This window comes from Lysobacter sp. Root690, assembly GCF_001427785.1.
Lineage (GTDB): Bacteria > Pseudomonadota > Gammaproteobacteria > Xanthomonadales > Xanthomonadaceae > Lysobacter.
This window is the reverse complement of the sequence record NZ_LMHM01000018.1, coordinates 88,927-103,241: the sequence shown is the minus strand read 5'-3', so window position 1 is coordinate 103,241 and position 14,315 is coordinate 88,927. Positions and strand designations below refer to the sequence as shown.

Genomic DNA, 14,315 nt, shown 5'->3' with positions numbered 1-14,315 from the left:
CCGGGACGGCGTGAACCACTTTGGAGATTCAACAATCAGTACCCCCGAGAAGCCGAATCGTAAGAACCAGGAAATCCGTGTACCGCGCGTGCGCGTGATCGGCAGCGATGGCGAAATGATCGGCGTGCTCACGCGCGACGAAGCGCTGCGCATGGCCGAAGAGGAAGAACTGGATCTGGTCGAAATTCAGCCCAACGCCGATCCGCCGGTCTGCAAGATCATGGACTTCGGCAAGTTCCGCTTCGAGCAGCAGAAGAAGGCCAACGAGGCCAAAAAGAAGCAGAAACAGGTCGAGATCAAGGAACTCAAGTTCCGTCCGGTCACCGACGAGGGCGACTACCAGATCAAGCTGCGCAACATGCGCCGCTTCCTGGAAGAAGGCGACAAGGTCAAGGTCAACATCCGTTTCCGTGGTCGCGAAATGAGCCACCAGGAACTCGGTCGCGAGATGGCGGCCCGGATCGAGGCCGACCTCGGCGAGGACATCGTGGTCGAATCGCGTCCGCGCCTGGAAGGGCGGCAGATGGTCATGATGATCGCGCCGAAGAAGAAGATCTGAAGTTCGAATGCAGCAGCCCCCGGCAACCCCGGGGGCTGTTTCGTTGTGGGCGATGGATGCATGGCCGTGGGTGCGACGCGGTCCTGTCGGCGCACCAACCCGACGCGCCGGCGATCGCCGGTGCCGCGCAAAACGCCGCGGCGGGCGCCGCCCACGCTCGAGGTCCCGCGCACTTTCGAGGTGCTGCGCACTCTAAAGGTCCCGCGCACTATCGCTGCGGCCAGCCAGCGCGGTTCAGCGCAGCGCGCCGCCCCGGCCGCTTCCGGCGATTCGTCCCCGCATCAAGCCCCTGATTTGCAAGGGGATAGCCCGGTAGGCATAATGTGCGGCCCGGTTCTCCGGGTTTGTTGTTTGCTGCATCACGGACCTGTTGTGGATTCCTTTTGAATCAACGACTTACAAGCCGGCAAGGGCAGGACGGAAAGAGTGGCCGCGCTTCACCGCGCATCGTGCCACCGCCCAGGCCAGTGACATAAACCTCCGAAAGGACATCGCAATGCCCAAGATCAAGACCAATCGGGCGGCAGCCAAACGCTTCCGGAAGACCGCTTCCGGCAAGTACAAGTGCGGCCACGCCAACAAGAGCCACATCCTCACCAAGAAAGCGACCAAGCGGAAGCGCAACCTGCGGCAGACGAACCATGTTCGTGCCGAGGACGCTGGCCGTCTGGACCGCATGCTTCCGTATTTGTGAGGAGACTGAACAATGGCACGAGTTAAACGTGGTGTTACGGCGCGTCGCCGCCACAAGAAAATCCTGAAGCAGGCCAAGGGCTACTATCACGCCCGTCGCAAGGTCTTCCGCGTCGCCAAGCAGGCGGTCACGAAGGCGCTGCAGTACGCCTACATCGGCCGCAAGCAGAAGAAGCGCAATTTCCGTTCGCTGTGGATCACGCGTATCAACGCGGCGGCCCGCATCAACGGTCTGAGCTACAGCCGTTTCATGAACGGCCTGCTGAAGTCCGGCATCACCCTCGACCGCAAGGTGCTGGCGGACATCGCCGTGCACGACGCGGTGGGTTTTGCGGCGCTGGCCGAAAAGGCGAAGAGCGCGCTCGCGGCTTAATGCGGATCCCTCCGCGAGAGCCCGCACCCTCGTGTGCGGGCTTTCAGCGAGGAGCTTAGGCATGGGGAAGGGCGCAAGTCCTTCCCCATTGTCGTTTCTGGACCCGGCAAACAGGCTGCCCGGCGCGGCATCAACTCCAGGACATATGCGATGAAAGGAATCTTGAACCACCGATTGTCGGCGCTGCTGGGCCTGGCGCTGCTGTCGATGTCGGTATCGGCGCAGGACTTGAGCGCGCGCCAACAGCGCGAAGCCGATGCGCTCAAGCGGTTCGGTGACGTGATGGGTGGAATGGCGCGCAACGAACAGTGCAAGGTGCTGGACGAGGCGCGCAGCAAGCAATATTCGGACGACGTGGCCACGATCACCAGGAAGCTGGAGCGCCAGGTCTCGGGTGAGAAACTGCTCGGGGTGGTCATCAACGCCTCGGTCGCGACCGCTGCGCCGGAGCATGCCGCGGACTGCGACGAAGCGACCAGGCAGGCCGTCGAGGCGGCCAGCGAACAGGCGAGGGATTGGGCGAGCGAGATCCGCCCGGTTCGATCGCGGGACACACAACGCAGAGCACAGTGAAGGAAACCACAGCACATGGCTGAGATCGAGCAACTGACGCAGCGCGCGCTGGCCGACATCGCCGCGGCCGACTCTCCCGACGCCATCGAAGCGCTGCGCGTTTCGCTGCTCGGCAAGTCCGGCAGCGTCACCGCCCAGCTCAAGCAGCTCGGCGCCTTGCCCGCCGACGCGCGCAAGGCCACGGGCGAGGCGATCAACAAGACGCGCGACGCGCTGACCGCCGCGCTGGCCGAACGCAAGAGCGCGCTCGACGATGCCGCGCTCGACGCGCGCCTGACGTCGGAAACCATCGATGTAACCTTGCCCGGCGTCGATGCGGTGCGCGGCGGTTTGCATCCGGTGAGCCGGACCATGGAGCGCATGGCCGACATCTTCGGCCGTCTGGGTTTCGAACTCGCCGACGGCCCCGAGATCGAAGACGACTGGCATAACTTCGAAGCGCTGAACTTCCCGCCGCACCATCCGGCGCGGGCGATGCACGACACCTTCTACTTCGCGCCCGACAGCGCCGGCGAAGCCCGCCTGCTGCGCACCCACACCTCGGGCATGCAGGTGCGCTACATGCTCGAGCACAAGCCGCCGCTGCGCATGATCGCGCTGGGTAAGGTGTATCGCAGCGACAGCGACCAGACCCACACGCCGATGTTCCACCAGTGCGAAGGCCTGCTGATCGACGAGCATTCCAGCTTCGCCGACCTCAAGGGCACCCTGGCCGAATTCGTGCGCGCGTTCTTCGAGCGCGATTTCGAAATGCGCTTCCGGCCGAGCTATTTCCCCTTCACCGAACCCTCGGCCGAAGTCGACATCGCCTGGCAGCAGCCCGATGGCAGCACCCGCTGGCTGGAAGTGTTGGGCTGCGGCATGGTTCACCCGAACGTGCTGCGCAACGTCGGCATCGACCCGGAGCGCTACACCGGCTATGCCTTCGGCATGGGCGTGGAGCGTTTGACCATGCTGCGCTACGGCGTCGACGATCTGCGCAGTTTCTTCGAGAACGATGTGCGGTTTCTCAGGCAGTTCGCCTGAGAAACCGGGAATCGGGAATGGGGAATCGGGAATCGTAAGAGCTACGGCGCTGCGTTTCCGATTCCCTCCCGACCTCCTGCGTAGCGCTCTCCGATTCCCCATTCCCGATTCCCGATTCCCGGCCCCACTCCCATGAAATTCAGCGAAAACTGGCTCCGCCAGCACGTCCCGACCGCCGCCACGCGCGAGCAGCTCGCCGCGACCCTGACCGCGATCGGATTGGAAGTCGAAGAAGTCACCGCGCTCGGCGCGGCGCTGGAAGGCGTGGTGGTCGCGCGCATCGTCAGCGCGGAAAAACATCCCGAAGCCGATCGCCTGCAGGTGTGTCAGGTCGATACCGGCAACGGCATGGTCCAGATCGTCTGCGGCGCGCCGAATGCGCGCGCCGGTCTGGTCGCGCCGCTGGCTACGGTCGGCGCCACGCTGCCCGGCGGCATCGCGATCAAGGCGGCCAAGCTGCGCGGCGTGGAGTCGTTCGGCATGCTGTGCTCGGCCAAGGAACTCGGCATCGACGCCGATGCCTCGGGCCTGCTGGAATTGCCGGCCGATGCCGCGCCCGGCACCGCGCTGGCGCAGTACCTCGGCCTGCCCGACGCCAGCATCGAGATCAAGCTCACGCCCAATCGCGCCGACTGCTTCAGCGTGCGCGGCATCGCCTTCGACGTCGCCGCGGCGACCGGCAGCACCGTGGCCGCGCTCGACATCGCGCCGGTGCCGGCGGTAACCGACTCGGCGCTGCATGTCGAACTCAGCGCCGGCGCGGACGTGCCGCGCTACTGCGGACGGGTGATCGAAGGCGTCGACGCGACCGCGCCGACCCCGGTGTGGATGGCCGAGCGCCTGCGCCGCAGCGGCGTGCGTCCGGTGTCGCTGCTGGTCGACGTCACCCAGTACGTGATGCTCGATCTCGGCCAGCCCATGCATGCCTTCGACCGCGACACCCTGAGCGGCCCGGTCGGCGTGCGCCATGCGCGCGCGGGCGAGGTCACCAAGCTGCTCAACGGCCAGGACGCGAGCCTGGACGAACAGTTCATCGCGATCACCGACGGCGAAGGCGCCGCGCAGCGGGTGATCGCGCTCGGCGGAATCATGGGCGGCTTCGACAGCCGGGTGACCGACGCGACCCGCAACGTGTTCCTGGAAGCGGCGCACTTCGCGCCGGCCGCGATCATCGGCCGCGGCCGCAAGCTCGGCCTGCACACCGACGCCGGCCACCGCTTCGAGCGCGGCGTCGATCCGGAACTGCCGCGCACCGCGATCGAATACGCGACCCGCCTGATCCTCGACATCGCCGGCGGCACCCCCGGCCCGGTGGTCGAATCGGCGCTGCCCGATCACTTGCCGCATCCGCTTCCGGTTGTGCTGCGTCGCGCGCGCCTGGCGCGGGTGCTCGGCCTGAATGTCGCCGACGCCGACGTCGAACGCATCCTGCAAGCGCTGGGCCTGGCGGTCGAGCGCAGCGACGAAGGCTGGCGGGTGACCCCGCCGAGCCGCCGCTTCGATATCGCGATCGAGGAAGACCTGATCGAGGAAATCGCCCGCATCCACGGTTACGACGCCATCCCGACCACCTTGCCCGGCGGCGCCGCGCGCTTGATCGCGCCGACCGAGACCCGGGTCGACAGCGCCACCGTGCGCCGCCAGCTGGCCGCGCGCGACTATCTGGAGGCGATCAACTACGCCTTCGTCGACGCCGCCTGGCTGCAGTTGTGGCAAGCCGAGGCCGGCGCGGTGCCGCTGGCCAATCCGCTCAGCGCCGAACTTGGCGTCATGCGCACGATGCTGCTGCCGGGTCTGGTCGCGGCACTGGGCCGCAATGCCTCGCGCCAGCAGGATCGGGTGCGATTGTTCGAGTTGGGCAATGTGTTTTTGAGCCGGGATTCGGGAGTCGGCAGTCGGGATTCGGAACAGCAAAGCCTGGCGCCGGTCGAGACGCAGCGGGTGGCCGCGGCGGTGTGCGGGGCGGCGCGGGCGGAGCAGTGGGCGGTCGCTTCGGCGCCGGTCGGGTTCCATGACCTGCGCGGCGATCTGGACAGTCTGGCGGTCAGCGCCGGCGCGCAGCTCGAGTACCGGCCGTCGCAGCCGGCCTGGGCGCATCCGGGCCGTTCCGCCGATGTGTACCGGATCGACGGCGGCCGCGAGCAGCGGCTGGGCTGGATCGGCCAGCTGCATCCGCGCCTGCAGCGCGCGCTGGACCTGGATCAGGACGTGCTCGCGTTCGAGCTGGATCTCGCGCCGCTGGTCGAGCGCGCCATCCCGAAGGCCGGGGCACAGTCCAAGTACCCGTCGGTGCGCCGCGATCGCGCGTTCATCGTCGCCGATTCGGTCCCCTGGGCGGCCATTCAGGCCACCGTGAAGGCGGCCGCCGGCCCGATCCTGCGCGAGCTGGTGCTGTTCGACCGCTACCAGGGCAAGGGGGTGGAAACCGGATTCAAGAGTCTCGCTATGGGCTTGATTGTGCAGGATGAATCGCGCACCCTGACTGACCGGGATGTGGATGCGGTCGTGGCTGAAGTGACGGCCGCGGTGGAGCGGGAACACGGCGCGAAACTGCGCGCCTGACCCGATCCGGCATCACTGGCATGGATGTCCCAGCCCGGACGTCGCGCAGAGGACAACATGGCACTAACGAAAGCGGAAATGGCGGAGCGGTTGTTCGACGAAGTCGGGCTGAACAAGCGCGAGGCCAAGGAGTTCGTCGACGCGTTCTTCGATGCGCTGCGCGAAGCATTGGAGCAGGGCCGTCAGGTCAAGCTGTCGGGCTTCGGCAACTTCGACCTGCGCCGCAAGAACCAGCGACCCGGCCGCAATCCCAAGACCGGCGAAGAAATTCCGATCTCGGCGCGCACGGTGGTCACCTTCCGTCCGGGCCAGAAGCTGAAGGAACGCGTCGAGGCTTACAGCGGAGGCGAGCATGCTGGATCCGGGCAGTAACCGCGAACTTCCGCCGATCCCGGCGAAGCGCTACTTCACCATCGGCGAGGTCAGCGAGCTGTGCGACGTCAAGCCGCACGTGCTGCGTTACTGGGAAACCGAATTTCCGACCCTCAATCCGGTCAAGCGTCGCGGCAACCGCCGCTACTACCAGCGCCACGAAGTGCTGATGGTGCGGCAGATCCGCGGCCTGCTGTACGAACAGGGCTACACCATCGGCGGCGCGCGCCTGCGCCTGGAAGGCGAGTCGGCCAAGGACGAATCGGCGCTGAGCTCGCAGATCGTCAAGCAGGTGCGTATGGAGCTGGAAGAAGTGCTGCAGCTGTTGCGGCGGTGAAGCTGCCGCAACACGGGATTCGTGATTGGGGATTCGGGATTGGTGGCGGCTTGGGCCGAATTGCTACGAATCCCTAATCCCGTATCCCGAATCTCCGCAGTTACGGCTATACTTGCGGCCCGTTCGCAAGAGCGGATCAGCACCATGTCGGGGCGTAGCGCAGCCTGGTAGCGCATCTGCCTGGGGGGCAGAGGGTCGTCGGTTCAAATCCGGCCGTCCCGACCACTGATCAAGCCGTAAACGCAGCCCTGGCGAAAGCCGGGGTTTCGTGTTTCTGGGGATCGGCGAGCCGGCCGCGCGATGATGCCGGTGCGGAGATATGGGGGCATACGAGGACCTTCCGCGCGAGCCCTTCCGTGCGCGAACGCCCGCCGCGCGTCGGCGCCGAATCGCGTACCGATGGCGCTTCCCGGCCTTATCGATTCCGACTATTGGTCGACGACAGCCCGGAAGCCGCGAGGGTATGCTCGGCGCTCCCCCAATGTGGAAAGGAGTTCCAATGCGCTATCTGGTCGCAATCGTCCTTTCGCTGCTGCTGGCAGTGCCCGCTTGGGCGCAGTCGGTCGCCTTCGGCAGCAAGCTGGTCACCGTCGGCGACAGCACCGGCAAGGTCTATCAAGTCGCGGGCAAACCCGACCGCGTCGTGCAGTTGCAGAACAAGTTCGGCGCCAACAATGGCGAACGCTTCGAGTGCTACGTAGGCAATAAGACGGTGCTGATCACGGTTCGTGATGGGCACGTGGTGGAGATCAGCGAAGTTTTCTAGTGTCCGCGGAACGCAGAAGGTTCTTACAAGGCGCGACTGACCGTGTTTTTCATTCGTGTCCGCAAAGCCCTCTGCGCAATCGCTGCCCGACGTTTTGATCCGGCCTGAAGTAGTGCGATGTCGGTTCGAATCCGGACATTCCCACTACTTGAGTCGTAAACGAAGCCCCGGCGAAAGCCGGGGTTTCGTTTTTATTCTAGGTAACGTGCGTCAGATCATTGTCGGCGAGGGGCTGGAGGCTCGCAGACGCATGCTAGAGCCGGCGCGGTAAGGTGCACGACGCTGCAGGCGATCATTGGTCCGGGTTTCGGATGAAGCGACGAAGACTAGTGTATCGGTGGTGGCTTGTGCCGGTATGGGGGCTTCGAAGGATTCGGTTCGCGCCATAACTCTTCAAGACATATCAATGCTGTTGCGGCGCGTCTCTCACGTCTTCGTCCACGATGCGAACACGATCGCGTCGTCGCGAGTCGCGCCTTGATCCTTGGATCGCGTCCTAAATCAATCATTCCGAATGCGCTGCCTTGCCGGTAAAACGCCTGCTACGTCGCTGATCGCGAGGGCACAAAAATAAGTTGCGCTTGGTCAATCATTCAGCGGAATCTAGCGCGTTAAATGTGCGCCAGGACATCCGAGGTCCGGACGCAGCTTGTCGCCGCCGAACTGGTGTCCGCAAAGGGCGCCACTACTGGGCTGCTGATAACGATGTTGTTCGAAGATATTTTGATCTGGCTCGGTTCCTCCGCCGCCGGAGCTACTTCTTCGTGCGCGTAAGATTTTTTGCATGCCGAGCATGTAAATTATGTGCAGTAAACAAGTTGACGGATGCACGCTCGAGGCATTTCATGGCCTCAGTTATGCGACCTACATGCCGTTAATCGATTCGGATCGGGCTTGAATACATGCAATGAAAACAAGTACGCTCGAGGCGTTTATCGCTTCAGGTCGGGGAAGGCGCATGGGTTACGATTTTACTTATGACTGGTTTAGCTGGAATATTCCGCTTTTCGAGAAGCACTTAGGGCCGTTGCGAGACACGCCGATCAATGTCGTGGAAATAGGCAGTCACGAAGGACGGTCGACCACATGGCTGCTGGATAACGTCCTTACGCATCACGATGCGCGCTTGATTTGCATTGATTATCATCTGCAGGAAAAGTTCTGGCCCAATGTCGAGCAGACCGGGGCGCGGGCCAAGGTCGAAATGATATTGGGGTATTCTCACCGGGGCTTGGCTTCGCTTCCCGTCGAAATCTACGACTTCGTCTACGTTGACGGCAGTCATTGGTCCTGCGACGTGCTGGAAGATGCCGTGCTCGGGTTTCGCCGCGTGAAGGTTGGTGGCATCATCGCTTTCGATGATTATCTTTGGGACGATCCTAAATACAACCAGCATGGTTGCCCCAAGCCAGCTGTCGACGCCTTCTTGCAGATGTATTCACACAAGCTGGAGGTGTTGGACGTGGCCCAGCAAGTGTGGGTGCGGAAAATAAGCGACTGAAGAGGTTGAACGGATTTATTGATTCGTCCAGGTGTCGCTATTTTATATCAATATTTTTCAAGTTCGGTCGTCCTGGTCGCCGATCGAGGCGTAAACACAGCCCCGGCGAATGCGGGGGCTGCGTGTTCCTGTGCAGTGCTCGGCCTGGCTCGCGAGTGACGATAGCCATGCGCGCCGTGGCGAAACAGGATGCGAGACGGCGCAGCGCCACTGCTTGGTGCTCGTCCTATGCGTGGCTAGATTTGTTGTGCGCATCCCGTTCGCGTCGTGATCGCCTTGATCGATAAATCGGCTGCATGAATTCGGCGGTTCGATCCAGTCGCGGCCGCTGCGAGCGGCGTGCGGAAAATGGGCGGTGATGCCCATGCGCTTGTTTCCAGAGGTCGCGTGATTTCGTACTGGGCTGACGGCGGCGCGGCCGATGCGTCATCGCGATAGCAAGGACACCCGATGTTTTCCTGGAGATGAGTATGGACAACGAACGACGCAAACTATTTATTGGCGGCACTGTGGGGGCCGCCGCGGCCTGCATGACGCTCGCGCCAGGACAGAGCCGGGCTGCCGCCGCGCTTTCCTCCGATCAGGTCAGTTACCAGCCGCTGGGAGCGGTCGCGGTCGAGCGCACCGTGCGCGACAAGTTGCGCGAGCAGGTCAGCGTCAAGGATTTCGGCGCGGTCGGCGATGGCGTCGCCGACGATCGCGCGGCGATCCAGGCCGCGATCGATCAACTGCAGTCACTCGGCGGTGGCCGTTTGTTCCTGCCGGCGGGCACCTACAACGTCGGCGCGGCGATCGACCTGTCCGCGATCGATCACCTGTGGATCGATGGCTGTGGCCAGGACAACACGACCATCCGCACGACCTCGGCGACGGCGTCGATCTTCTTTTGCGGCGCCGACCGCAAGTATCGCAAGTTCAGCAATTTCACCCTGGGCAGCACCGTGGCCAAGACCGACGGCGCCCATTTCGATCTGTTGGCCGAGCGACGTTCGATATTTCAGGATCTCAAGCTCAGCGGCTGGTTCAACGCATTTCGCCTGCGCGGCTTCGAGGAATGCGAGATTTCCCGTTGCAAGATCGTCAACCCCTCAGGTGCGGGCACCGCTTTGCTGCTGGGCGCGCCAGGCGCCGGCGGGCAGGGCGCGAACCTGCATGTGATCGGTTGTTTCCTGCGCGGCAACGACGATATCTCTCAGAACGCGCCGACTGGGCTATGGGGCGTGCAGGCGTTCGATGTCGACGCGCTGTACATGATCGACAGCGACATCGGTGGATTCGTGCAGGGTGACATGCGTATCGCGCCGAACACGCGGGCGGCGAATTTCTATCTCACTTCGTGTTTCTTCGACGCCACCCGATCCAATCACTGTGTGCTGATCGAGGGCGACGGCGTCAAACGGCAATTCAGTTTCAGCAACTGCTGGTTCGCCTCGGCCGGCAAGCTGGCGCAGGGCAACGTGGAAGCCTGCGGCGTGGCGATACGCAATGTCGGCGCCTATGCGGGGCTGGAGTTCAACGGTTGCCGGTTTTTCAACAACAGCGGCAGCGGTGCGCGTTTGGAGTATCCGGGCAGCATCGCATTCAAGACCTGTGTGTTTGAATCCAACGGCGGTGGCGCGCCGCGCCATGGCTTCTCGTACATCCCCGCCGTAGCGGCGCCCGGCCCATTGCTGTCGGCATGTTCGTTTGTCGCCAACGGCCCGAAGGGGCTGAGCCTGAGCGAACTGGCGCGTCAAGTGCGCGTGTTGGACGTCGACCTGGACAACGGCGCCGATGTTCCCGCCGGCACCTTGGCCAAGGCCAGCGGTTACGACGGCAGTTCGGACGTGGTCGCATCCGCCACGACGATCCGGATTTCGCCCTGGCACGAGTTCGTCGATATCAGCGGCGGCAGCAATATCGCCGGTATCCACGCGACCTATTCGGGACATCTGGTCACGCTGAAGTTCGATGCGGCGCCGACGGTGATCGATGCGAGCCAGAACCTGGTGCTGGCCGGACATTTCGTGGCGGCCGCCGGCGCGACCTTGACTCTGCGTTGCGACGGCGCGACTTGGTGGGAGGTCGCGCGCTCGCGCAACTGAGTTGAAGATCGAATGGCGATCGGGCGATCGTTTTGGCCCGGTCGCTGTTCGCTTGGTGGTTGCCTGTCATAACGCAGGCGGTGTTTTGTGAGCGGTATTTAGGTCCGATTCGTTTGGCTGAGCGCCGGAAAATCTAGCGCATCGGATCGAAAAGCGTGCGAGCTGAAGGCCGTTCACAAATATTGCGTAGCCCGCGCTGCGAACTGACGCTGGTTCGAAAATTCCGAATCCCGAATCCCGACCTACGGATCCTCGACCGTATACCCAGCCGCGCGCAGCTTATCCAGCAGCCCGCCGGTTTCCAGCAGGTCGGCCACCGGCAAGGTCGCGAAGGTGCTGTTGTTCTTCGCGATCGCGTCCTCGGCGCGTTCCAGCCATTGCGCGGTGACGCGCTGGCGCAGGTCGCCGAGATTGAGGCGCTTGGCCACGCCGGTCGCGGCGAGCGCTTCCAGGCAGGTGCGGTATTGGTCGCCCTGCGGCAGGGTGCGCAGGGTGGCGATGTCGCCGATCGCCCAGGCGTTGCCGCGCGCGCGCATCGATTCGAGATCGCTTTCGATCCGCGACAAGGTCTTGGCGAAGCATTCGCGGTCGTCGAGCGCGCTGGCCGAAAACTCTTTCAAGGTGGCCTTGGGATCGTCGATCTTCAGGGTCACGCGCGCTTCGGTGATCGGCACGTCGTGCTGTTTGGCGGCCTTGTCGACCACCGGCTGGACCACGCCCTTGAGCGACATCCCGGACTGCTTGATCGCCGCTTCGTACAACTCCTGCGCGGCGAAGATCGGACGCCATTTCTCGACTCCGCCGTCGCGGCCGATGTAGCGCGCCTTGAGCGTGGTCCAGCGCGCGTAGAGGTCGGCCGGCACGACTTCCTGCAAGGTTTTGCCATCCGGGTTCTTGCGCGCCTTGAGCGCGGTGGGGATCAGCATCATGGTGCGCACCACGCCCAGTTCGGTACCGAAGCTGACCGAGGGCGGAGCGATGACTTCCTGCGATTCGGCGATGGTCGCCTCGACCTGTCGCGACAGCCAGGTCATGTCCTTGGGCAGCGGGCTCAGGGTGCCGAGGATCCACAGCACGTGGCCGCCGCGCATGACCTTCCACAGTCCGGGCCCGGGCTGTTCGCCGGTGACCACCAGGGTGTCGAAGTCGCGGATATCGCCGCTCGGCGGGGCGGCGGCGGGCTGAGTCGGCGCGGTCTGCGCGGCGGCGGCGCCGGGCAGCAGCGCCAGCAAGGCGAGGACGATGAGGGCACGACGCATCCGTAACGCTCCTGAGCGGGGGATGAGGGCTCGGCGGAAGCCGGATCGTAGCCGTTCCCCGGTCGCCGCTGTGTACTCATCTGTAACCGGACCGCTCCGGCAAGGCGGGTTTGCGCCGTCGGTTCGATCCGAATCGCGACCGCGAATGGTTTGCAAATGAGAACCATTGGCAACTAGACTGGGCGCTGGCCCGCCGCTGCGGGCGTCCGACCGCGCGGCAGGAAGCCGGCCCGGCCCTCGTCCGCCTACGAAACCGCATGACCGACACGCTCGCCCCCACGGCCTCCGCCTCCGCTGTTCCGCGCAAGCCGCGTCCTGCCCTGTCGTGGGGGTATCGCGGTGGTGTCGCGTTGCGCTCGTTTGCCGCGATCGTGATCGGTTACCTGGTTGCGTATGGGTTCACCGCGTTCGGCACCGTGGTTTTGCCGTTTGATCGCAACGATAGGGTGGTTGCGGCAAGTCTGCTCTGCTTCTTCGTTTGGTGCGCGGCGGCGATGTACGCCTTCGCCGCGCGCAGCGCCTGGCGCGCGTGCTGGGTGCTGGCGCTGTGGGCGGGCGCGATGTACGCGGTGGCGTTGCTGTTTCCCGAAGCCGCGGCGCGGCCATGAGCACCGTGAGGGCGCACGCATGAAGAATTCCTTCTCCCAGGCGATGGCCTGGCTGCATACCTGGGCCGGGCTGGTGATCGGCTGGCTGCTGTTCGTGATCTTCGTCGGCGGCACCATCGCCTGCTTCGACAAGGAGCTCACCCACTGGATGCAGCCGGCGCTGCACGGCCATGAACGCAGCGGCGAAAGCATCGATCTGGACCAGGCCATCGTCCAGTTGCAGCAAGTATCCAAGCCGCACCCGCATGCGTACTACGTGACCTTGCCGAGCGAACGCAGCAAGTCGCTGGAAGGCGGCGTTTACTACGATGCGGGCGATCCGGACCTGCTCAACCTCGATCCGGCGACCGGCAAGAAAATTCCCGAAACCGCTGGCGGCGAATTCTTCTTCACCCTGCACTACAACCTGCATTCGCCGCTGTGGGGCATGTACATCGTCGGCATCGCCGGCATGTTCATGTTGATCGCGATCCTCACCGGCATCGTGATCCACAAGCGCATCTTCAAGGACTTCTTCACCTTCCGCCCGAAGACCGGCGGCCAACGCGCGTGGCTGGATGGACACAATCTGACCGGCGTGCTCGGTCTGCCGTTCCATCTGATGATCGCCTACACCGGCGTGGCGATCTTCGTCGCCAACTACATGCCGGCCGGGTTGAACGCGGCGTACAACGGCGACGTCGAGAAATTCTTCGTCGAGGCCGCGGACAGTTACGAGCGTCCGGAAACCGGCAAGGAATTGAAGACGATTTATCCGGTCGACAAACTGGTCGCCGACGCGCGTCAGCGTCTGGGCCAGCCGATCACCTGGGTCAGCGTGCATCACCCCGACGACACCAGCGCGACGATTTCCTTCGGCGGCGATCACAGCCGCAATGTGGCCTGGAATTTCGATTCGGTGTTCTACGACGCCAACGACGGCAAGTTCCTGCACCAGTCGGGCGTGCCGCAGGCCGGCTACAAGACCTACACCTTCCTCGGCGGCATGCACATGGCGCAGTGGGGCGGCAGCGCGCTGCGCTGGCTGTATTTCGTGATGGGCCTGGCCGGCTGCGTGATGATCGCCAGCGGCATGCAGGTGTGGGTGAGCAAACGCGCGAAGAAGATCGCCGAGGCCGGCAGCGCATCGGGCTACGGTCTGGTGCAGGCGCTCAACCTCGGCGTCGTTGGCGGTTTGCCGTTGGCGAGCGCGGCGATGGTGATCGCCAATCGCCTGATCCCGGCCGAGATCGCTCAGCGCGCCAACGCCGAGATCACCGTGTTCTGCGCAGTCTGGATCGTGGCCACGCTGTACGCGGCGATCCCGGCGGTGCACAAGCGCGGCTGGGGCCAGTTCTTCGCGATCAATGCGGCCGCGTTCGCGCTGATTCCGCTGGTGAATCTTGCGACCGCGCCGAACAGTCATCTGCTCGCGACCATCGCGCGCGGCGACTGGGCGCTGGCCGCGGTCGACCTGACCGCGTTCGCGCTGGGCGCCGGGTTCGCGCTGCTGGCGCGCAATAGTTTCGTCAAGGCGCGTCAGCCGATCGCAGAGCGCAAACCGCGTCGCGCCGAGCGCGGCAACGAGCCGGGCAACCAGCCCGCGCTCGCGGATCGCTGAGG

The 14,315-nt window shown here is 64.2% G+C and carries 14 protein-coding genes and 1 tRNA gene; 14 read left to right on the top strand and 1 reads right to left on the bottom strand.

The genetic code is table 11. From position 1 onward, the window contains the following. Window positions 1–34 precede the first annotated feature (34 nt). The 12 genes from infC to ASD86_RS23585 all read left to right on the top strand — a co-directional run bounded on the left by infC (window position 35) and on the right by ASD86_RS23585 (window position 10,846). The gene (gene infC / locus ASD86_RS23640) at window positions 35–559 is read left to right on the top strand and encodes a translation initiation factor IF-3 (RefSeq protein ID WP_198339052.1); all 525 of its coding nucleotides are present in this window, start codon (window positions 35–37) and stop codon (window positions 557–559) included. Window positions 560–1,055: 496 nt separating this feature from the next. After that, entirely contained in the window at window positions 1,056–1,253 is a 198-nt protein-coding gene (gene rpmI / locus ASD86_RS23635; protein WP_027083463.1) for a 50S ribosomal protein L35, read from the top strand. Between the two features lie 12 nt (window positions 1,254–1,265). Next, window positions 1,266–1,625, top strand: a complete 360-nt coding sequence (rplT, locus tag ASD86_RS23630; RefSeq protein WP_036101921.1) for a 50S ribosomal protein L20 — start codon at window positions 1,266–1,268, stop codon at window positions 1,623–1,625. Between the two features lie 174 nt (window positions 1,626–1,799). Then, entirely contained in the window at window positions 1,800–2,198 is a 399-nt protein-coding gene (locus ASD86_RS23625) for a hypothetical protein (RefSeq protein WP_157477072.1), read from the top strand. 15 nt (window positions 2,199–2,213) lie between these two features. Next, window positions 2,214–3,224, top strand: coding sequence for a phenylalanine--tRNA ligase subunit alpha (pheS, locus tag ASD86_RS23620; RefSeq protein WP_056116721.1), 1,011 nt, complete (start codon window positions 2,214–2,216; stop codon window positions 3,222–3,224). 132 nt (window positions 3,225–3,356) lie between these two features. Beyond that, window positions 3,357–5,786: a phenylalanine--tRNA ligase subunit beta gene (pheT, locus tag ASD86_RS23615; protein WP_056116719.1), complete on the top strand. Its 2,430-nt coding sequence runs from the start codon at window positions 3,357–3,359 to the stop codon at window positions 5,784–5,786. A gap of 57 nt (window positions 5,787–5,843) precedes the next feature. Beyond that, window positions 5,844–6,158, top strand: a complete 315-nt coding sequence (locus ASD86_RS23610) for an integration host factor subunit alpha (RefSeq protein WP_036101930.1) — start codon at window positions 5,844–5,846, stop codon at window positions 6,156–6,158. Continuing rightward, a complete protein-coding gene (locus ASD86_RS23605; RefSeq protein WP_036101932.1) occupies window positions 6,139–6,495 on the top strand; it encodes a MerR family transcriptional regulator in 357 nt (118 codons plus the stop codon). The genes ASD86_RS23610 and ASD86_RS23605 overlap by 20 nt, the downstream gene beginning before the upstream one ends. Window positions 6,496–6,643: 148 nt before the next feature. After that, window positions 6,644–6,720, top strand: a tRNA-Pro gene (locus ASD86_RS23600). Between the two features lie 274 nt (window positions 6,721–6,994). Further along, entirely contained in the window at window positions 6,995–7,261 is a 267-nt protein-coding gene (locus tag ASD86_RS23595; protein ID WP_056116718.1) for a hypothetical protein, read from the top strand. A gap of 907 nt (window positions 7,262–8,168) precedes the next feature. Continuing rightward, complete coding sequence (locus ASD86_RS23590; RefSeq protein WP_056116716.1) at window positions 8,169–8,762, top strand: class I SAM-dependent methyltransferase; 594 nt, start codon at window positions 8,169–8,171, stop codon at window positions 8,760–8,762. A 470-nt stretch (window positions 8,763–9,232) separates the two neighbouring features. Next, entirely contained in the window at window positions 9,233–10,846 is a 1,614-nt protein-coding gene (locus ASD86_RS23585; RefSeq protein ID WP_200957299.1) for a glycosyl hydrolase family 28-related protein, read from the top strand. 242 nt (window positions 10,847–11,088) lie between these two features. Here the strand turns inward: ASD86_RS23585 and ASD86_RS23580 are convergent, their stop codons facing one another. After that, window positions 11,089–12,105, bottom strand: a complete 1,017-nt coding sequence (locus tag ASD86_RS23580) for a TraB/GumN family protein (protein ID WP_056116712.1) — start codon at window positions 12,103–12,105, stop codon at window positions 11,089–11,091. Between the two features lie 257 nt (window positions 12,106–12,362). Between ASD86_RS23580 and ASD86_RS23575 the strand changes: the two genes are divergently transcribed. Beyond that, on the top strand, window positions 12,363–12,713 hold the full coding sequence (locus ASD86_RS23575; RefSeq protein WP_200957298.1) for a hypothetical protein: 351 nt from the start codon (window positions 12,363–12,365) through the stop codon (window positions 12,711–12,713). Between the two features lie 19 nt (window positions 12,714–12,732). After that, window positions 12,733–14,313: a PepSY-associated TM helix domain-containing protein gene (locus ASD86_RS23570; protein WP_082578663.1), complete on the top strand. Its 1,581-nt coding sequence runs from the start codon at window positions 12,733–12,735 to the stop codon at window positions 14,311–14,313. The last annotated feature ends 2 nt before the right edge of the window (window positions 14,314–14,315 follow it).